Genomic DNA, 18,719 nt, shown 5'->3' with positions numbered 1-18,719 from the left:
TGGCGGTGGACGGCAAGCTGGTGGGCCTGATCAGCCTGCGCGACGAGGTGCGGCCCGAGGCGGCCGAGGTGCTGAACCGGTTGCGTGCCAACGGCGTTCGCCGGATTGTCATGCTGACCGGGGATCATCCCGATATCGCCCAGGTGGTCGCCGACGAGCTGGGCATCGACGAATGGCGCGCCGAGGTGATGCCCGAGGACAAGCTCGAGGTGGTGCGGGGGCTGCAGGCGGAGGGCTATGTCGTCGGGATGGTGGGCGACGGCATCAACGACGCGCCGGCGCTGGCGGCGGCCGACATCGGCATCGCGATGGGCCTGGCCGGAACCGATGTCGCCGTCGAGACCGCCGACGTCGCGCTGGCCAACGACAATCTCTACCGCCTGCTCGACGTGCGCGACCTCGGGTCCCGCGCCGTAGACGTGATCCGACAGAACTACGGCATGTCGATCGCGGTGAATGCCGCTGGGCTGCTAATCGGTGCGGGCGGCGCGCTGTCACCCGTGCTGGCCGCGATCCTGCACAACGCGTCGTCGGTGGCAGTTGTGGCCAACAGCTCGCGGCTGATCCGCTACCGGCTGGACTAACCGCACCGACTGATCTACCGGCCGAACGAGATTTCGAGCAGCGTCTTCTTCTGCTCGGTGTATTCCTGTTCGCTCAGCAGGCCGGCGGCACGTTGTTCGGCGATGTCGCGGATCGCGGCGGCGACGCCGGTCATGACGGTCCGCGGCGCGGGCACCACCTCGACGTCGTCGGCCGGTGCTTCCTCGGTGCGACCGGCGACCCATGCCGGTTTGGCGTTGCTCTCGCCGGTCCCGGCAGCCGGCGGGCCGGCCATCGCCTGTCCGGCCATTGCGCCGGTTCCCATCTGGTTCAACGTGTTTGCCGCGCTCAATTCAGCTGCCGGTCCCGCGGCCGCGCTCGTGCTCGACAGCGGCGTGGTGAGCGCGGTCGGGCGAATTTCGATTGCGTCATCGGCGATTTGGGTCCAGCTCGGCGGCACCGTCAACGTTCCGACCACGTTCGCCCCGCCGAAGGCCACTGACATCGTCGGCGCCGGAAGCCCGCCGGGAGGCAACCCCAGCAACGGCGCGACAAACGGCTCCACGGGTGCCGGTCCGGTACCCGGCCATGGTTCTACCCCGTTCATGGCGCTGATCTTGTGATCGTCATCGGCACCCGAAGCGGTGGTGAAAGCTGCGAGCGGGAAGTCCCCGAAATTGGCGAGGACCTCTGCCGGTATGAGCCCGTAAGTAGCAGCGATGTCGGTCGGTGCCACGATGAGGAGCGCGGCCAGACTGGCCAGCAGTTCGATATCGAGCAACTCGGCCTGGGCCGGCACCGCCATTGCGGACAAAGCTTGCGGCACAATCGATATAGCGTCTTGCGCAGTGCCGGCAAAGGTGCCGAGCTGACTGATTGCGGCGGCTTGGCCGGCCATCCCGGCTGGGTCGGTGTTCTGGTCCGGAGAGGTAAACGGCATCAGCTCGGCCGCGGCTGCTGAGGCAGCCGCGTAGTTGTACATCGCCAGGCTGTCCTGCACCCACATCTCGGCGTAAAGCGCCTCGGTGGCCGCGATCGCCGGTGTGTTCTGTCCCAGGAAATTAGTCGCCACCAGTGCGACCAGCAGGCTGCGGTTGGCGGCGATCTCCGGTGGTGGCACCGTGGCTGCGAACGCCGCCTCATAAGCGGCGACGGCGGTCCATGCTTGGGCGGCGGTTTGCTCGGCCCGCGCGGCGCTTGCGCTCACCCATTCCACGTACGACCCGGCCGCTGCGCTCATCGCCGCCGACGACGGACCCGACCAAGCCCCCTCGGTAAGTTCGGACACCGCCGCCTGGTATCCGGACACCGCTGTATAAAGCTCGTCGGCCAAGCTGTCCCAGGCCTGCGCAGCGGCCAGCATCGGTCCCGGTCCCGGACCGCTGTACATCCGACCGGAGTTGATCTCCGGCGGATAGATCCCGAAATCCACTGCTGCGCATACCTCTTCTTGACGGCAACTGCTTTCGTCAGACGGGAGTTCAGCGACCGAGCAGGCGGTTCTTCTGCTCGGTGTATTCCTCGTCTGTCAAAATCCCCTCGTCGCGGAGCTTGGCGAATTCGCGTAGCTCGGCCGCGACTCCGGTGACTACGGCCCGCGGCTTGTCGTCGGGCGCCTCGGCGTCTTTGCCGGTCTCCGCATTCCCACCGGCGGCCGCGGCAGCTCTGGCGCGAGCGGGCGCGCCCGCTTTCTTGACCGCCTTGCCCCCGCCCGTACTAACGATCCCGCCCATGGCCCGACCAGCCAGGCCCGCTAGTGCCATCTGGCTGAGCGTGCCCGAGCTGACTTCCGCCGCCGGTGCGGCGGCGGCCTTCGCCGCCGTTTCACTCAACGCCGGCAGCGTGTAGGAGACGGGGCGCACCGCCGGGGTGGCGACGGTCCACGTCGGTGGCACCGACAGCGCCCCGACGGTGTTCGCCTCACCCAGGCCGGCCGACAGCCTCGGCGGTGGCACCGTCCCCTCCGGCAAGTTGAGCAGCGGCGCCGGGAACGGCTTGACCGGCACCGACCCAGTGCCTGGAAAAGGCTCCTCGCCGTTCCAGCCGCTGAGGATCTCGTCGGTGTGAAGACCCACCAGGGTGCCGTAGATGGCCACCGGAAAGGCGGTCAACCCGACCACATTGGAAGGTATGCCGACACCAAGGGCGGCGATACCCGCCGTCACGCCGAACGTGAGGGTGGCCAGGTCGGCCAGCAGGCTCAACAACTCCAATTCGTCCGTTGGAAGTGCTGCCGCAGGGGCGGCGCTCTGCAGCGCATTGGGCACCGCGGAGAACGCCTGCTGGACCGTGCTTCGCGCGACGCTGCCGATGCCGGCTTCACCGGCGGCGGCTTCTTGTGCTGCCAAGCCGCCCGGGTCAGTGGTCAGCGGGGGTTGGCTGAAAGGCGTCAGCGCCGTCGCCGAGGCTGACGAGGCCGCGTAGCCGTACATCGCCGCCGCGTCCTGGGCCCACATCTCCGCATACTGTGCTTCGGTGGCCGCAATCGCCTGGGTGTTGATTCCGAACACGTTGGTCGCGATCAGGGTCATCAGCTGACTGCGGTTGGCCGCCACCATCGGAGGCGGAACCGTGGCCGAGAACGCGGTTTGGTAGGCAGCGGCCGCGGCCTTGGCGTGAGTGGACGTTTCTTCGGCCTGTGCGGCGGTGGCGCGCAACCACACCACGTACGACGCAGCCGCAGCGCTCATCGACACCGACGACGGCCCCAACCACGGGCCAGCGGTCAAGGCTGATACCACCGCTTGGTACGAACTCGCCGCGGACTGCAGTCCGGCGGCGAGCGCAGCCCACGCCTGGGCCGCGGCCAACAACGGTCCTGACCCCGCACCGGCAAACATGCGGGCCGAGTTGACCTCAGGCGGATAGCTCCCGAAATCCATGGCTACGTTGCTCCTCGAGATACCTTGGCCGAAGTGAATCCATCGTGCCCCCACTCGTGGTGCTGCGACCCGACGACCACGTACCGAAGTGCCCACGGTACATCGCGCTGGCAAATCGCGCCTGTTATAAGCCGCTCGCCGTTAACTCTGCGTTCAGGGCAGAAAGTGCGAGTGGCTGACGCCCTCAGCGCGGAGTCACGGCCCTATGGGCTTCAGCAGCACTCCTGGCCACGCCAGGCCCGCACGCCCTGCCACACCGCGACGCCCGCGACGCCCAGACCGATCACCGGGTCGATCCACCAACCGCCGGGCCAGGCCGCCGTGACCGCCAAACCGAGTAGCACGCCAGCCGCCTGCATGGCACACAAATAGTTCTGTGTGCCTTCGCCTTTGGTGGCATCCGAGCGTAACCGCGCACCCAGCCGGTGGTTGGCCCGGCCCAGCACCGGCATCAACACCAGCGCCAGCGCGGTCAACACGATGCCCACCACCGACGTCTCGGCATGCTCGCCGCTGAGCAGGTGACGGATCGACTCGGCGGCCACATACGGCGCCACCAGCCAGAAGGACACCGCCACGCCGCGCTGTGCGCGCCGCTCCGCGGTCTCGGACAGGACGCGGTCGCCACTGAACCGCCAGATCACCATGGCGCTGGCCAGACCCTCGGACCCGCCGCCCAATGCCCAGCCGGTCAGGGCGATGGAGCCGACCGTCAGGCCCTCCCACAATCCCAGGCCGCCCTCGACAAGCAGCACGGCGAGACTGACCCACGCCAGCCGGCGGGCCAACTGCGCACTGCGGCGCCAGCCAGCGTCTCGCACAAATGGAGTCGCCGGCGCGTGGGAGTGGGCCGCGATTTCCATCCCACGATGCTAGCGGCGCCGCCGACATTCCCAGCGCACCAAGTGTGGGCGCGGCCGACGGCTGGTTAATGTGTCTAAACGATGGCCCGCACGGACAACGACACCTGGGACCTGGCGTCCAGTGTGGGCGCCACGGCCACCATGGTGGCAGCGGGACGGGCCCGGGCTAGTCGAGCCGCCCTGATCGATGACCGGTTCGCCGAGCCGTTGGTCCGCGCCGTCGGGATCGAATTTTTCACCCGCTGGGCCAACGGCGAGCTGGATACCGCCGACGTCGACTTCCCCGATGCCCCCTGGGGCATGCAACGCATGACCGAGCAGCAGGCCGCGCGAACCCGCTACATCGACGAGTTCTTCACCAGTAGCCAGGCGGCCGGTATCCGGCAGGCGGTCATTCTGGCTTCCGGACTGGACGCCCGGGGTTACCGGCTGCCGTGGGCCACCGGGACGGTGGTGTTCGAAATCGACGTCCCCCAGGTCCTGGAATTCAAAGCCAGCACGCTTGAGGCCTTGGGCGTTGTCGCGGCCGCGGACGTGCGCGCCGTGCCGGTCGATCTACGCCACGATTGGCCGTCGGCGCTACGCCGGGCCGGCTTCGAACCCGAAAAGCCAACCGCATGGGCCGCCGAGGGGCTGTTCGGGTACCTGCCGCCCGACGGTCAGGACCGCCTCCTGGACGACATCAGCATGCTCAGCGCCGACGGCAGCCAACTGGTGGCCGAGGTGTTCTTCAGCGCCCCCGCCAGCCGCGAACTCTACGACGCCATTTTTGCCCGGTGGTATGAACACGGCCTCGACGTCGAGATGGACCGGCTGGGCTTTCCTGGTGATCGCAACGACGTCGCGACCTATCTGGAACGGCACGGCTGGCAGGTGTCACGCACCGCGCTCAATGAGTTGTTGATCGCCAACGGATTTCGGCCGCATGCCCGGGAGAACTCCGCCGACGAAACCTTGTTCACCGAGAATTACTACTGCACCGCGGTGCTGCATCAGGAAGGGCCCCTTTGATGCCGAACAACGCCCCCAAGCCGCTGGACGGTTTCCGGGTCCTCGATTTCACCCAGAATGTCGCCGGGCCACTGGCCGGGCAGGTGCTGGCCGACCTCGGCGCCGAAGTCATCAAGATCGAAGCGCCCGGCGGCGAGCAGTCCCGGCGCCTCACCTCGGTGCTGCCCGGACGGCCGCCGCTGGCCACCTACTTCCTGCCCAACAACCGGGGCAAGAAGTCGGTGGCGGTGGATCTCACGACCGACGGAGCCAAACAGCAGATACTGCGGCTGGCCGACACCGCCGACGTCGTGTTGGAAGGTTTTCGGCCTGGCGTGATGGAGCGCCTCGGTCTGGGTCCGGACGAATTGCGGGCGCGTAACCCCCGACTGATCTATGCGCGACTGAGCGCCTTCGGCGGCAACGGGCCCAACGGCACCCGGCCGGGCGTCGATCTGATGGTGGCCGCCGAGGCAGGCATGAGCACCGGCATGCCCACCCCGACCGGCAAACCGCAGATCATCCCCTTCCAATTGGTGGACAACGCCAGCGGCCACGTCCTGGCTCAGGCGGTACTGGCCGCGCTGCTCAATCGGGAACGGCACGGGGTGGGCGATTTGGTGCGAGTCGCGATGTATGACGTTGCCGTGGGACTGCAGGCCAACCAGCTAACCATCCACCTGAACAAGCCGAGCGCCCAGCAGACCGCCAAACCAGCGGCGCCGGCCAAGAAACGCAGAGGCGTGGGCTTTGCCACCCAGCCCTCAGACGCCTTCAAGGCCGCCGACGGATACCTGGTGATCAGTGCGTATGTCCCCAAGCATTGGGCAAAGCTGTGCCACGTGATCGGCCGGCCCGAGCTTGTCGACGACGAGCGGTTCGCCGATCAGCGGTCCCGGGCGATCAACTATCCCGAGCTGACCGAAGAGCTGGAGTCGGCGCTGGCCGCCAAGACGGCCGCCGAATGGGTGGAGCTACTGCAGGAAGCCGGCCTGATGGCCTGCTTGGCCTACACCTGGAAGCAGGTGGTCGACACCCCGCTGTTCGCCGAGAACGACCTCGCGCTGGCGGTGGGCAGTGGCGACGACGCCGTCACCGTCATCCGCACCCCGGCGCGGTACGCCGCCTTCGACGCCAGGGTCAGCGAGCCGCCTCCGGACGTCGGTCAACATAACGATTTGTTTCTTACCTGATTTTTGGAGAATCGCCTCGTTAAAACTTGCTTTTCTTTGAATCGGCAATGAATCGGTGTGGAGTTTGGCGCGCGGCGCTGACGTGCATGGAGTATTTGAGCATACGGCTACAGCGGGATTCAGATATTTGCTGCCCACAAATATGTGCTCTCCCGTTCCGACGCCCGACGGACACCTAATCGACCCGATGTGTTCACGCCTGTCGGGAAGGGTCTGCAGGACCGGCCCAAGGAGTTTTATGAGCAGCGCTGTCAACGGTTCCCACCCGGCGCCCCAATCACACCGAATCCGCGACAACTTGCGCTACGACGTGCCGGCTTCGCTGGTGGTGTTCCTGGTCGCGTTGCCGCTGTCGCTCGGCATCGCGATCGCGTCGGGGGCTCCGCTGGCCGCCGGGCTGATCGCCGCGGTGATCGGCGGCATCGTAGCCGGCACCCTGGGCGGTTCGGCGGTGCAGGTCAGCGGCCCGGCGGCCGGGCTGACCGTGGTGGTCGCCGAGCTGATCCAAGAGCTCGGCTGGGAGATGCTGTGCATCATGACCGCGGCGGCGGGCGCGCTCCAGATCCTGTTCGGAGTGAGCCGGATGGCGCGCGCCGCCCTGGCCATCGCGCCTGTGGTGGTGCACGCCATGCTGGCCGGTATCGGCATCACGATCGTCCTGCAGCAGATCCACGTGCTGGTCGGCGGAACCTCCCATAGCTCGGCTTGGGAGAACTTGGTGGCCCTGCCCAACGGCATCCTGCATCACGAACTGCACGAGGTGATCGTCGGCGGCACCGTTATCGGCATCCTGTTGTTGTGGTCGAAGCTACCGCCGAAAATGCGGATGATTCCCGGCGCTCTGGTGGCGATCGTCCTGGCGACCGTACTCGCCAAGCTCGTCGGACTTGACGTCGAGCGCATCAACCTCTCGGGTAGCTTCTTCGACGCCATCGGCCTGCCGCAGCTGGCGGAGAAAGCCCCGAGCGGCCAGCCGTGGACACACGAGATTAGCGCCATCGTCCTAGGTGTGCTGACGATTGCGCTGATCGCCAGCGTCGAGTCGTTGCTGTGTGCGGTCGGCGTGGACAAGCTGCACAACGGCCCGCGCACCAACTTCAACCGGGAGATGATCGGCCAGGGCAGCGCGAACATGTTGTCCGGCCTGCTGGGCGGGTTGCCGATCACCGGTGTCATCGTGCGCAGCTCGGCCAACGTAGCCGCGGGTGCGCGGACCCGGATGTCTGCGATCCTGCACGGCGTCTGGGTCCTGCTGTTCGCGTCGCTGTTCACCAACTTGGTGGAACTGATCCCGAAGGCGGCGCTGGCCGGTCTGCTGATCGTCATCGGCGCCCAGCTCGTGAAGCTGGCCCACGTCGAACTGGCTTGGCGCACCGGAAATTTCGTGGTCTACGTCATCACCATCGTGTGCGTCGTATTCCTCAACCTGCTCGAGGGGGTGGCGATCGGCCTCGGCGTCGCGATCTTGTTCCTACTCGTGCGGGTGGTGCGGGCGCCGATCGAGGCCCGACCGGTCGGCAACGAGACCAAGAAGTGGCACGTCGACATCGACGGCACCCTGAGCTTCCTGCTGATGCCGCGACTGACCGGTGTGCTGGCAACCCTGCCGCAGGGCTCGGACGTGACACTGAACCTCAATGCGGATTACATCGACCACTCGATCTCCGAGGCGATCTCGGACTGGAAGGCCGGCCATGAGGCCGGCGGCGGAACGGTAACCATCCACGAGACATCACCCGCCGGCCTGTCCAGCGCGCACCATAGCCCCCCAAACGCCACTTCATTTCCGGCTCGCTCCGCGAACCGTGGCCGTCGCGACGCGACCACGATCACGAACATGAAGAGCCGTCGATTCGCCACGGCATCAAGGAATATCACCGCAACGGGGTCGGCAGGCTCCATCACCACGTTTCGGAACTGGTCGACTCGCAGAACCCCGACACGGTGTTCATCACCTGTGCCGACTCCCGGATTCTGCCCGACGTCATCACCGCCAGCCGGCCCGGCGACCTCTACATCGTCCGCAACGTGGGCAACCTCGTTCCGACCAATCCCGATGAGCACTCGGTGGACGCCGCACTGGACTTCGCGGTCAACCAGCTTGGCGCGAGTTCGGTTGTAGTCTGCGGACATTCGTCCTGCCGCGCGATGCAAGCGCTGCTCGACCACGAGTCGCCGGGTGACCATTCCGGCGCCATGGACCAATGGCTCGAGCATGCCGAAGAAAGCCTGGCCCGATTCCGGGACGGCCATCCAACGCGCTCCAGCGCCACTTCCAACGGCCACCGCTTCAGCGAGGCCGACCAGCTCGCGATCGTGAATGTGGCCGTGCAGGTGGAAAGGCTCGCCCGCCACCCGATATTGGCCCCCGCGGTGGCCGACGGGTCACTGCATGTCGTGGGGATGTTCTTCGACTTCGCGACGGTTCACGTGCACGAGGTGACCGCTGAAGGTTTGGTACACGAGCCCGAAGGTGCCGGCACGCACTAGCCTCGGTCGGTTAGCTCTGCGGCAACCGCACCACCTGAAGGAAGAACTCGTCGATCTGCCGCACCGCGGTGATGAACTGGTCGAGGTCGACGGGCTTGGTGACGTAGGCGTTGGCGTGCAGTTTGTAGCTGCGCAGGATGTCCTCTTCGGCCGATGAGGTCGTCAGCACCACGACGGGAATGCGAGACAGGTCGGGGTCGGACTTGATCTTCTCGAGGAGCTGGCGCCCGTCGTACTTCGGCAGGTTCAAGTCCAGCAGGATGAGGTCCGGTCGCGGCGCGTGCTCGTATGACCCCCGCCGGTAGAGGTAATTCAGGCCCTCTTCGCCGTCGCGTGCCACGTGCAGCCTGTTCTTGAGTTTGTTCTGCTCGAAGGCTTCTCGGGTGATCAGCTCGTCTCCCGGGTCGTCCTCGACGAGCAGGATGTCGATCGGTCTACCGGTCGGTACCATTGCTTGCTCCCTCTGCTGTGACCAGGTGCTTGCCCGCCCCGTCCCCCCGAGCGGCAACTGGCAGCGTGAACTCGAACCGGGTTCCCTCGGTGTAGGACGTGTCGATCCAAATCGTGCCGCCGTGATGCTCGACGATCTTTTTGCACAACGCGAGACCGAGCCCTGTTCCGGTATACACGTCGCGCCCGTGCAGGCGCTGGAAGATGACGAATACTTTGTCGGAGAATTCCGCCGGGATGCCGATGCCGTTGTCGGTGACGGTGATCAGCCAGTAGCCGTCTCGGTCGCCGTCGCCGGGGCGGCAGTCGACGACGACGCGCGGCGGCTGGCCCTCTCGATGGAACTTCATCGCATTGCCGATCAGGTTCTGCCACAGCTGCGTCAAAAGCGTTGAGTCGCCGAAGATCTCGGGTAGCCGGCTGGGACGCACGATCTCGGCGCCGGACTCCTCCTTGGCCGCCGCCAAATTACCCAGCGCCATGTCCAGAGTGGTGTCCAGGGCGACCGCCCCGTATTTGGTGTTCAGCCGACCGACCCGGGAAAAGCTGAGTAGGTCATTGATCAGCACCTGCATACGCTTGGCGCCGTCGACGGCGAAGTTGAGGTACTCGATACCCCGGTCATCCAGCTTGTCGCCGTAGCGCTTTTCGAGCAGCTGGCAGAACGAGGCGACCTTGCGCAGGGGCTCCTGCAGATCGTGGGACGCCACATACGCGAACTGCTCGAGCTCGGTGTTGGAGCGCAGCAACTCCTTTGCCTGTTCGTCCAATTGAGCTTGAGCCGAGCGCGATGCGTCGAGTTCGGCCACGATGCGCTGCCGCATGTTCTCCACGTCGACGGCGATGCCGCGAATGTCGGCCGGCCGCGCGGGTGGGGTGATGGAGTCACCGAAATGGCCGTCGGTGATCTGACGGCAGGCCCTGGCAAGTTGTTCGAGCGGGCGAGTGACCGAGCGCTGCACCAGGAGGCCCAACAACGCCGCGGTGCCGATGAATATCAGCACCATGGCGCCCAGCACCCGGTCGCGCCAATCGTTCATCCGTTCGATCTTGGCGGTGCCATCGTCCCGGGCGGCGGTCAGATGCCTGAACTGCACGTCGAAAAGCGCCCGCAGGGAATCAAATTCGGCCTTGCCGAGGGCCGACATGGCACCCGGAAGCACGGTCGGCGAGTTTGGGGTGACCCTGGCGATCAGGGGCTCGGCGTAATCTCTGCGCCAATTGCCGGCCGCCGTCTCGATGGCATTGAGGTCGGCGAGCAGGTCCGGGTGCCCGTCCAGCCGGTTGCGGATGTCTCGCGCGGCCGCCTCTTCGGCACGCATCCCGTCGTAGTAGGGCGTGAGGAACTGCCGGTCGGCCGAGATCAGGTAACCGCGCAGACCCGTTTCCTGGTCGCGCAATGCCGATTGCAGCTGGGAAGCCGATACCCGCGACGGCTGAATGTCGTCTCGCAGCGAACGCGAGACTTCGTCGGTGCGCTCCAGCAGCACAGCACCGATCACCGCGCCGATCAGCACCAGCAGCCCCATCGTCGATAGCACCAGGGCCAGCCATCCGCGCACGGTGAGGCGCGGCTTGTCCAGTGAACCGGAGGCGTCGCTTCTCAATGGGTTATCCGCTCCACCCGGACCACGGCGATGTCGTCGGTCAACCCGCCGTGGCTCTGGGCGAGTTGCTGGGCGCCGTCGATCAACGCGTCGACGAAGTCCGGCCCGGGCAGTTGCGCATGGCTGCGCGCCAGCGCGAGCAGGCCGTCTTCACCGAGGCGGTGACGACCTTGCCCGGAATAGCCCTCGAAGAGCCCGTCGGTCAGCAACAGCAACCCGCAGCCCGCCGGTAGCACCAGCTCGTGCTGCGGCCAGTCGTCGCCGTTGAGACCCAGAGCCGGACCGTAGGGCGGCTCCAGCCACTCCACGGTGCCGGCACCGTGCAGCAGCATCCCCGGGTGACCCGCGCGGACCGCTCTGACCAGGGTGGCGTTGGGCGGACCGGCCGGGATGGCCAGGCTCAGCACGGTGGCGAAGACACCGTTGCCGGCGCGCTCGGCATGCAGCACCCGCTCCAGCTGCCGCATCTGCGCCGCGCCGTGAATCCCGGCGAAAGTCAAGGTTCGCCAAGCGATCCGCAGCGCCGCTCCCAACGCGGCCTCATCGGGACCGTGCCCGGCGACATCGCCAATCAGCACGTGCGTAACCCGGTCAGGGGTTTGCACCACGTCATAGAAGTCGCCGCACAGCAGGGCGTTCTCGCGGCTTGGCCGGTACCTGGTCACGATGTCGACACCCGGGTTGTCCAGCAGCAGCGGCGAAGGCAGCAGGCCACGTTCCAGGAGTGCATTCTCGCGGGCGCGGACCTGGCTGGCCTGCAGGTCGGCGGCGATCAACTCGGCACGCTTGCGCTCAATCGCGTAGAGCAGCGCTCGCCGCAGCATCTCCGGCTCGACGCGCCCCTTGACCAGGTAGTCCTGCGCGCCGGCGGCCACCGCGGAAGCGCCGAAGTACTCGTCGTTCAGGCCGGTCAGCACGACGATGGGCACGGTCGAATCGCTTTTGAGGATGCGATCAAGGGCGTCGATCCCGTTGGCGTCCGGCAAATTGAGGTCCAGCAGCACGCAGTCGGGGCGGGCGGAGGCCAGCATGCGCTCGGCGTGCGCGATCGACTGCGCCCAGATCACCTCGATGTCGGCGACCGCGTCGGAAATCAGGTCTTCGACTAGTACCGCGTCGGCTCGGTCATCTTCGACCAACAACAGGGACAACGACTGCCAGCTGGGCGCCGGGGCTAGGTAATCACCTACCGACGTCAAGTTCCGATCACCTCGTACCCTCCTGGGCAGTCGGAAACACCATGTCCCGAACGCGTGGCCGACCATCCCGACTGGTGACTCAATCGCGTGAACCTGGTCAGCAGGATCCTAAGCGGTGGGCTGGGAATTACTGCCCGGTTTGGCAAAGTCAGCGCAGTAATGCGCGCGACATCACAACCCGCTGAATCTGGTTGGTGCCCTCATAGATCTGAGTGATCTTGGCGTCGCGCATCATTCGCTCCACCGGGAAGTCGATGGTGTAGCCGGCACCACCGAACAACTGCACGGCATCGGTGGTGACCTCCATGGCCACATCCGAAGCCAGACACTTCGAGGCGGCCGAGATGAATCCCAGATTGCCCTCACCGCGCTCGGCGCGGGCGGCCGCCGAATAGACCATGAGCCGGGCCGCCTCCACCTTCATCGCCATGTCGGCGATCATGAACTGCACCGCCTGGAAGTTGCTGATCGACTGACCAAACTGCTTGCGATCCTTGGTGTATGCGATCGCAGCGTCCACCGCGCCCTGGGCGATGCCCACGGCTTGGGCTCCGATGGTCGGACGGGTGTGGTCCAGCGTCGCGAGCGCCGTCTTGAAGCCGGTGCCTGGCTCACCGATGATTCGGTCGCCCGGGATCCGGCAGTTCTCGAAGTACAACTCCGTGGTGGGCGAACCCTTGATACCCAGCTTGCGCTCCTTGGGACCGACGACGAAGCCTTCGTCGTCGATGTGCACCATGAACGCCGAGATGCCGTTGGCGCCCTTGTCGGGATCGGTCACGGCCATCACCGTGTACCAGGAAGATTTGCCGCCATTGGTGATCCAGGCTTTGGCGCCGTTGAGAATCCAGTCGTCGCCGTCGGCCTTGGCCCGAGTACGCATGGACGCGGCGTCCGAACCCGCCTCCCGCTCGCTCAGTGCGTAGGAGGCCATCGCAGTCCCGTCGGCCACCTGCGGCAGCACCTGCTTCTTGAGCTCTTCGGAACCGCGCAGGATCAGGCCCATGGTGCCCAGCTTGTTCACGGCCGGGATCAGTGACGCCGACGTGTCGACCCGGGCCACCTCCTCGATCACGATGCACGCCGCCACCGAGTCCGCGCCCTGCCCGCCGTACTCCTCGGGCACGTGCACCGCATTGAAGCCCGAGGCGTTAAGCGCATCCAGCGCCTCCTGCGGGAACCGGGAGTTCTCGTCGACGTCGGCGGCGTGCGGAGCGATCTCCTTCTCCGCCAGCGCCCGGATCGCGGCCCGTAACTCCTGGTGCTCTTCGGGCAGTTGGAACAGATCGAACGACGGATTTCCGGCCCATCCAGCCATTTTTGAGACCTCCTAGTCTCTTGCTACTCGCGGGTAACTTTACCCTGCAGCTGTTGTAACGCCGCATCCTTGCCCGCGACGGTCTCGGCCAGCTGATCCTGGAACGCCACCACCCGGGCCCGCAGTTCCGGATCGGCCGCCGCCAGCATCCGCACCGCCAACAGACCGGCGTTGCGGGCGCCGCCGATGGACACCGTGGCCACCGGCACCCCGGCCGGCATCTGCACGATCGACAGCAACGAATCCAGGCCGTCCAGGCGCGCCAGCGGCACCGGCACCCCGATCACCGGCAACGGCGTCGCGGCGGCGACCATGCCGGGCAGGTGCGCGGCCCCGCCCGCGCCGGCGATGATCACTTCGATACCCCGGTCGGCGGCCGTCCGGGCGTAATCGAACATCACCGCCGGCGTGCGGTGGGCCGACACCACCCGCACCTCGTGCGGGATGTCGAATTCGGCGAGCGCCGCGGCGGCGTCCTGCATCACCGTCCAGTCGCTATCGCTGCCCATGATGACCCCTACCCGGGGTGAATCAGGCATTACGCCGCTCCTCCTCATCGCTGCGCTCTGCATCGTCGCCGGCGTGAATCATCTACGCCGCTCCTCCTCATCGCTGCGCTCTGCATCGTCGCCGGCGTGAATCATCTACGCCGCTCCTCCTCATCGCTGCGCTCTGCATCGTCGCCGGCGTGAATCATCTACGCCGCTCCTCCTCATCGCTGCGCTCTGCATCGTCGCCGGCGTGAATCATCTACGCCGCTCCTCCTCATCGCTGCGCTCTGCATCGTCGCCGGCGTGCGGATCCCATCCGTCCGTCCACTGCGCGTGTGACAACCAGTGCGCCGCCAGCTCGGCGCGCTCCCGCAGCTCGGCGAGGCCCTGCGCATCCGCGACATCGGTGCCGACGAAGTTGATGTGCCCCACCTTGCGGCCGGGACGCTCGGTCTTGCCGTACAGGTGGACCCGGGCGTCAGGCATCCGGGCGAATAGGTGGTGCATGCGTTCGTCGACGGTCATGGCCGGCTCCTGCGCGGCGCCCAGCACGTTGGCCATCACGGTCACCGGTGCCACCGCATCGGTATGGCCAAGCGGATAGTCCAGCACCGCCCGCAAATGCTGCTCGAACTGGCTGGTCAGCGACCCGTCCATGGTCCAGTGCCCGGAATTGTGCGGTCGCATCGCCAGCTCGTTGACCAGCAGCGACCCATCGGCGGTCTCGAACAACTCAACAGCAAGTACCCCGACCACCCCCAATTCGCCGGCCAGTCGCAACGCCAGCCGCTGGGCCTCGGCGGCCGTCTCTTCGGGCAGGTCCGGGGCAGGCGCGATCACCTGGACGCAGATGCCGTCCCGTTGCACGGTCTCCACCACCGGCCACGCCGCACCCTGCCCGAACGGCGAGCGCGCGACCAGCGCCGAAAGCTCCCGCCGCAACACCACCCGCTCCTCGATCAGCGCCGAAATGCCGCTGGCCAGGTAGTCGCGGGCGATGTCACGCGCCTGCGCCGCGTCGTCGGCCACCCGCACGCCTTTGCCGTCGTAGCCGCCCCTGGCCGCCTTCACCACTATCGGCACGTCGACGGTCGCGGCGAAAATGTCCAGCTCGTCGATGCCCTCGGAGCTCTCGATGCCCAAGTACCGCGGCACCGGCGCGCCGAGTTCCTCCAGCCGCCGCCGCATCACCAGCTTGTCCTGAGCGTGCAACAACGCATGCGGTGGCGGGGCCACATTGATGCCCTCGGCGACCAGCTTGTCCAGCAAGTCGGGCGGCACGTGCTCGTGGTCGAACGTCAGCACGTTGGCACCGGCCGCCACCCGGCGCAGATCCTCCAGATCGGTGTGCGACCCAATCACCACATCCGGGGAAACCTGGGCGGCGGGCTCGTCGGCGGCGTTTGCCAGCACACGCAAGCTCTGCCCCAGGGCGATGGCGGCTTGATGGGTCATTCGGGCCAGTTGGCCGCCGCCGACCATGGCGACAAGTGGGGTGCGGGGACTCGGCACGGCAATCATGTTGTCACGACGCCTGACCGGCGTGTTTGCCGGCTGGTCCGCCAAATCGTTATGTACCATTTTGCGCCGGTTTCGAGATCAACCGTAGACTGGCGCACTGTGTCCTTTGCCGATGCCACAATTGCGCGCCTCCCCGGGGTCCTTCAACCCTTCGCGATGCGCCACCATGAGCTGATCAAATTCGCCATCGTCGGCGGCACCACATTCATCATCGACTCAGCAATTTTCTACACGCTGAAGCTGACAATTCTCGAACCCAAGCCGGTCACCGCCAAGGTTATCGCCGGCATCGTCGCGGTCATCGCGTCCTACGTGCTGAATCGCGAGTGGAGTTTCCGGGACCGCGGCGGACGCGAGCGTCACCACGAAGCGCTGCTGTTCTTCGCGTTCAGTGGCGTCGGCGTGCTGTTGAGTATGGCGCCGCTGTGGTTCTCCAGTTACGTCCTGCAACTGCGCGTTCCCAACGTGACACTGACGGTGGAAAACCTGGCGGACTTCCTGTCCGCCTACATCATCGGAAACCTGCTGCAGATGGCGTTCCGGTTCTGGGCGTTCCGGCGCTGGGTGTTCCCCGACCAGTTCGCGCGCAACCCGGACAAGGCGCTGGAGTCCGCATTGACGGCGGGCGGAATCGCCGAGGTCTTCGAGGACGCGATAGAGGGTGGCTTTCCGGACACCAACGTCACCGTCCTACGGGCGTGGCGCAACCGCCGGGCCAGTCGGGCGACGATCCGGACGGGGTCTCAGCTCGGCGATTCCTCCGAGCCCAGGGTGTCGAAGACTTCGTGATACAGCAGCGCGTGCACCTCGCGCAGGCGCGGAATGTTGTAGAACTCCAATGGATCTTGTGACGCCGACTCGATAATCAGCGTCCCGGTGCGGAACATTCGTTCGGAAATCCGATCGCGGAACTCGACGCTGTTGATCCGGGCCAACGGGATGTCAATCCCGTTGCGGGTCAGCACGCCATGCCGGTACATCACGCGCCGGTTGGTCACCACAAAATGCGTGGTCAGCCAGGTCAGGAACGGCCAGATCGTCAGCCAGCCGATGATGATCAGCCAGATCCCCCAGATCACCGCCGTAGAGGATCTTCTTTCGCCATCGGTTGCCACGGAGTGGACTCGACAAACCCCGAGCCCACAGCGGCCAGCCCGGTCACCAGAACCAGCACCACGATCGGCAGGATCAGCCGCTTCCAATGCGGATGGCGATGCAGCACTACCTTTTCACCGGCGGCCAGGGCGTTGTCCGGATAGCTCATTCCGTGACCTTAATCGCTGGTGGAGGCCTTCAGCGCGGATTTCAGCGCAGATGCACGACGTCGCCGGCGGACACCACCACCGTCTGGCCCGATTTGCTCGCGTCGTTGGGATCCCAGGTCTGCAGGCACAGCCGGCCCTGTTCGTCGATGTCGCGCGCGATACCGACCAGCGCCTGTCCACCCGGCAACTCGGCGCGCACGCGGGAGCCGACGGTCAGGCTGCGGGCCCGGTAATCGTTGGCCAACCGGGAATCGGCTCCGCCCGCGGCCCGCCAGGCGGCGATGCGGTCCCCCAGTTCCCGCAGCAGCCTGCCCGCCAACACCGTTCGGTCTGGCTGCGCCACGCCCTGGTCCAGCAACGAAGTGGCGCCGGGCCCGTCGACGTCCTCGGGGGCCTCGGTGACGTTGAGTCCCACCCCGACCACCGCGAACGGCTGCGTGACCTCGGTCAGGATCCCGGCCAGCTTGGCACCATGGGCCAGCACGTCGTTCGGCCACTTCAGGCCGGCCTCGACGGTGCTGACCCCGGCCACCGCGTCGACGACGGCCAGGCCGGTCGCCAGCGACAGCCAACCCCAGCCCGCGGCGGGGACATCGTCCACCCGCACCCCGACCGACATGGTGATCTGCGCTCGTGGCGACGCCGACCAGCCGCGGCCGTGCCGACCCCGCCCCGCGGTCTGGTGCTCGGCGATCAAGACCGCGCCGTCGATATCGGCGCCGGACGCCGCCCGCGCCAGCAGGTCGGCGTTGGTGGAGCCCGCTTGGGCAACGACATCGAGTTGTCGCCAGTACGACGAGTCGCCGAGCACCTCGGCGCGCAGCGCGGACTCGTCGATCGGCGGTCGGAGCTGATCGCGGTCGGTCATCCCGCGCAGCTTACCGACCGGCTGGCTCAGATCCGCCCGGCTGCGCCGGTGGCGCCGTCCGCGCCGGCGTTGGTTGTCACCACTCCGCCGCCGCTGGCCCCGACGGTCCCGGTTCCTGCAGCGGCGTAAGTGGCGGACGGCAGAGCCGCCCCACTCCCGGCAATTGGGTTGCCGAGTGCGCCGGTGGCACCGCCGGTTGCGACGCCGCCGCGCCCGCCGGCTCCGCCTTCACCCCAGTAGGCTCCGCCGCTGCCGCCCGCTCCGCCGGCTCCGCCGGTCACGGTGACCGCGCCACCGAAGGTCGTGCCCACCTCGGCGTCTCCGCCGGTCGGCTCGCCGCCGGCCCAGATGGCGTCTCCGCCCCTCGCCAGCGGGGAGCCGCCAGCACCGCCGTCGCCGCCCAGCGCGGCCCCGCCGCGTCCGCCGATGCCACCGTCACCGCCCAACAGGCCGCCCGCTCCGCCGACTCCACCGCCCCGCCGGTCACCGTCACCGCGCCGCCATCGGTGTCGCCCACCACAGCATTGCCACCGGAGGCCTGGGCCGTCGCGGATATGGATATGGTGCTTGCGTATCCACCGACGGCACTCGGGGATCCGCCCCCGCCGCCGTTGCCGCCGGTTGCCGCCCCGCCGGCACCGCCGGCGCCACCGTCACCCCAGAACAGCGCGCCGGCGCCGCCAGTTCCACCGGCCCCACCGGTCACCGTGACCGCGCCCCCACGGGCGTCGCCGGCAGTCGCGTCACCGCCGATGGCGACCGTGTCGTCAGCGATAGCCTGGGCGCTGCCACCATTCGTCGTCGGGCTTCCGCCGGTTCCGCCGTCACCGCCGGAGGCGGACCCGCCGGCCCCGCCGGCGCCACCGTGGCCCCACAGCAATCCGCTGCCGCCACCATTACCGCCGGCCCCGCCGGTGGCCGACACACCGATTCCGTCGGTGCTGCCAACAGATGCCGTTTCCACCGACAGCACCGCCGCCGGGATCACGTGCTGGTGACGCTGCTGCCTACCGCTGTGGCCGAAGCAGCGTTTTGACCA

General features: G+C 67.1%; 14 protein-coding genes and 4 pseudogenes. 5 read left to right on the top strand and 13 right to left on the bottom strand.

Features of this window, described 5'->3' with window-relative positions; all coding sequences use genetic code 11:
- Positions 1-584 (top strand): annotated as a pseudogene (ctpC, locus tag BN972_RS30145) (manganese-exporting P-type ATPase CtpC); the annotation flags it as partial.
- Positions 585-598: 14 nt separating this feature from the next.
- On the opposite strand, the gene BN972_RS30925 reads toward ctpC, so the two are convergent.
- From BN972_RS30925 to BN972_RS04125, 3 genes are all read right to left on the bottom strand, one after another.
- Complete coding sequence (locus BN972_RS30925; RefSeq protein WP_036353190.1) at positions 599-1,975, bottom strand: PPE family protein; 1,377 nt, start codon at positions 1,973-1,975, stop codon at positions 599-601.
- Between the two features lie 49 nt (positions 1,976-2,024).
- Positions 2,025-3,425 (bottom strand): PPE family protein, SVP subgroup, encoded by a 1,401-nt coding sequence (locus BN972_RS04130; RefSeq protein ID WP_036353187.1) that lies wholly within the window; start codon positions 3,423-3,425, stop codon positions 2,025-2,027.
- A 212-nt stretch (positions 3,426-3,637) separates the two neighbouring features.
- The gene (locus tag BN972_RS04125) at positions 3,638-4,288 is read right to left on the bottom strand and encodes a cation transporter (protein ID WP_051545030.1); all 651 of its coding nucleotides are present in this window, start codon (positions 4,286-4,288) and stop codon (positions 3,638-3,640) included.
- Between the two features lie 81 nt (positions 4,289-4,369).
- Here BN972_RS04125 and BN972_RS04120 point away from each other — a divergent pair, with 81 nt between their 5' ends.
- From BN972_RS04120 to BN972_RS04110, 3 genes and pseudogenes are all read left to right on the top strand, one after another.
- Positions 4,370-5,299 carry a class I SAM-dependent methyltransferase gene (locus tag BN972_RS04120; protein ID WP_036353184.1) on the top strand — a complete coding sequence of 310 codons (930 nt, stop codon included), beginning with the start codon at positions 4,370-4,372 and terminating at the stop codon, positions 5,297-5,299.
- On the top strand, positions 5,299-6,471 hold the full coding sequence (locus BN972_RS04115) for a CoA transferase (protein WP_036353181.1): 1,173 nt from the start codon (positions 5,299-5,301) through the stop codon (positions 6,469-6,471). The genes BN972_RS04120 and BN972_RS04115 overlap by 1 nt, the downstream gene beginning before the upstream one ends.
- 238 nt (positions 6,472-6,709) lie before the next feature.
- Positions 6,710-8,961 (top strand): annotated as a pseudogene (locus BN972_RS04110) (SulP family inorganic anion transporter).
- Between the two features lie 10 nt (positions 8,962-8,971).
- On the opposite strand, the gene BN972_RS04105 reads toward BN972_RS04110, so the two are convergent.
- The 6 genes from BN972_RS04105 to BN972_RS04080 all read right to left on the bottom strand — a co-directional run bounded on the left by BN972_RS04105 (position 8,972) and on the right by BN972_RS04080 (position 15,547).
- Positions 8,972-9,412 (bottom strand): response regulator, encoded by a 441-nt coding sequence (locus BN972_RS04105; RefSeq protein ID WP_036353178.1) that lies wholly within the window; start codon positions 9,410-9,412, stop codon positions 8,972-8,974.
- Positions 9,396-10,940, bottom strand: coding sequence for a sensor histidine kinase (locus BN972_RS04100; RefSeq protein ID WP_080696785.1), 1,545 nt, complete (start codon positions 10,938-10,940; stop codon positions 9,396-9,398). The genes BN972_RS04105 and BN972_RS04100 overlap by 17 nt, the downstream gene beginning before the upstream one ends.
- Before the next feature lie 74 nt (positions 10,941-11,014).
- On the bottom strand, positions 11,015-12,169 hold the full coding sequence (locus tag BN972_RS04095) for a PP2C family protein-serine/threonine phosphatase (protein WP_036356485.1): 1,155 nt from the start codon (positions 12,167-12,169) through the stop codon (positions 11,015-11,017).
- A 196-nt stretch (positions 12,170-12,365) separates the two neighbouring features.
- Positions 12,366-13,535 (bottom strand): acyl-CoA dehydrogenase, encoded by a 1,170-nt coding sequence (locus BN972_RS04090; RefSeq protein WP_036353175.1) that lies wholly within the window; start codon positions 13,533-13,535, stop codon positions 12,366-12,368.
- Positions 13,536-13,558: 23 nt separating this feature from the next.
- Positions 13,559-14,074, bottom strand: coding sequence for a 5-(carboxyamino)imidazole ribonucleotide mutase (gene purE, locus BN972_RS04085; RefSeq protein WP_036353171.1), 516 nt, complete (start codon positions 14,072-14,074; stop codon positions 13,559-13,561).
- A 207-nt stretch (positions 14,075-14,281) separates the two neighbouring features.
- The gene (locus BN972_RS04080) at positions 14,282-15,547 is read right to left on the bottom strand and encodes a 5-(carboxyamino)imidazole ribonucleotide synthase (RefSeq protein WP_036356483.1); all 1,266 of its coding nucleotides are present in this window, start codon (positions 15,545-15,547) and stop codon (positions 14,282-14,284) included.
- Between the two features lie 99 nt (positions 15,548-15,646).
- On the opposite strand from BN972_RS04080, the gene BN972_RS04075 reads away from it, so the two are divergent.
- The gene (locus tag BN972_RS04075; protein ID WP_036353168.1) at positions 15,647-16,336 is read left to right on the top strand and encodes a GtrA family protein; all 690 of its coding nucleotides are present in this window, start codon (positions 15,647-15,649) and stop codon (positions 16,334-16,336) included.
- Here the strand turns inward: BN972_RS04075 and BN972_RS04070 are convergent.
- The 4 genes and pseudogenes from BN972_RS04070 to BN972_RS04060 all read right to left on the bottom strand — a co-directional run.
- Positions 16,291-16,811: pseudogene (locus tag BN972_RS04070) on the bottom strand (PH domain-containing protein). The gene BN972_RS04075 and the pseudogene BN972_RS04070 overlap by 46 nt on opposite strands.
- A 41-nt stretch (positions 16,812-16,852) precedes the next feature.
- On the bottom strand, positions 16,853-17,680 hold the full coding sequence (locus tag BN972_RS04065) for a biotin--[acetyl-CoA-carboxylase] ligase (protein ID WP_036353166.1): 828 nt from the start codon (positions 17,678-17,680) through the stop codon (positions 16,853-16,855).
- Between the two features lie 26 nt (positions 17,681-17,706).
- The gene (locus BN972_RS27565; RefSeq protein WP_051545028.1) at positions 17,707-17,991 is read right to left on the bottom strand and encodes a hypothetical protein; all 285 of its coding nucleotides are present in this window, start codon (positions 17,989-17,991) and stop codon (positions 17,707-17,709) included.
- Positions 17,958-18,719, bottom strand: a pseudogene (locus BN972_RS04060) (hypothetical protein); the annotation flags it as partial. The pseudogene BN972_RS04060 and the gene BN972_RS27565, both read right to left, overlap by 34 nt.

Source organism: Mycobacterium asiaticum DSM 44297, from assembly GCF_000613245.1.
GTDB lineage: Bacteria > Actinomycetota > Actinomycetes > Mycobacteriales > Mycobacteriaceae > Mycobacterium > Mycobacterium asiaticum.
Note: the sequence above shows the minus strand (reverse complement) of the source record. Positions and strands in the feature narration are given on the sequence as shown.

Coding starts and splice junctions, on each gene's coding strand:
- BN972_RS04130 (WP_036353187.1), bottom strand. CDS start 3,425: ATGGATTTCGGGAGCTATCCGCCTGAGGTCAACTCGGCCCGCATGTTT.
- BN972_RS04125 (WP_051545030.1), bottom strand. CDS start 4,288: ATGGAAATCGCGGCCCACTCCCACGCGCCGGCGACTCCATTTGTGCGA.
- BN972_RS04120 (WP_036353184.1), top strand. CDS start 4,370: ATGGCCCGCACGGACAACGACACCTGGGACCTGGCGTCCAGTGTGGGC.
- BN972_RS04115 (WP_036353181.1), top strand. CDS start 5,299: ATGCCGAACAACGCCCCCAAGCCGCTGGACGGTTTCCGGGTCCTCGAT.
- BN972_RS04105 (WP_036353178.1), bottom strand. CDS start 9,412: ATGGTACCGACCGGTAGACCGATCGACATCCTGCTCGTCGAGGACGAC.
- BN972_RS04100 (WP_080696785.1), bottom strand. CDS start 10,940: ATGGGGCTGCTGGTGCTGATCGGCGCGGTGATCGGTGCTGTGCTGCTG.
- BN972_RS04090 (WP_036353175.1), bottom strand. CDS start 13,535: ATGGCTGGATGGGCCGGAAATCCGTCGTTCGATCTGTTCCAACTGCCC.
- purE (WP_036353171.1), bottom strand. CDS start 14,074: ATGCCTGATTCACCCCGGGTAGGGGTCATCATGGGCAGCGATAGCGAC.
- BN972_RS04080 (WP_036356483.1), bottom strand. CDS start 15,547: ATGATTGCCGTGCCGAGTCCCCGCACCCCACTTGTCGCCATGGTCGGC.
- BN972_RS04065 (WP_036353166.1), bottom strand. CDS start 17,680: ATGACCGACCGCGATCAGCTCCGACCGCCGATCGACGAGTCCGCGCTG.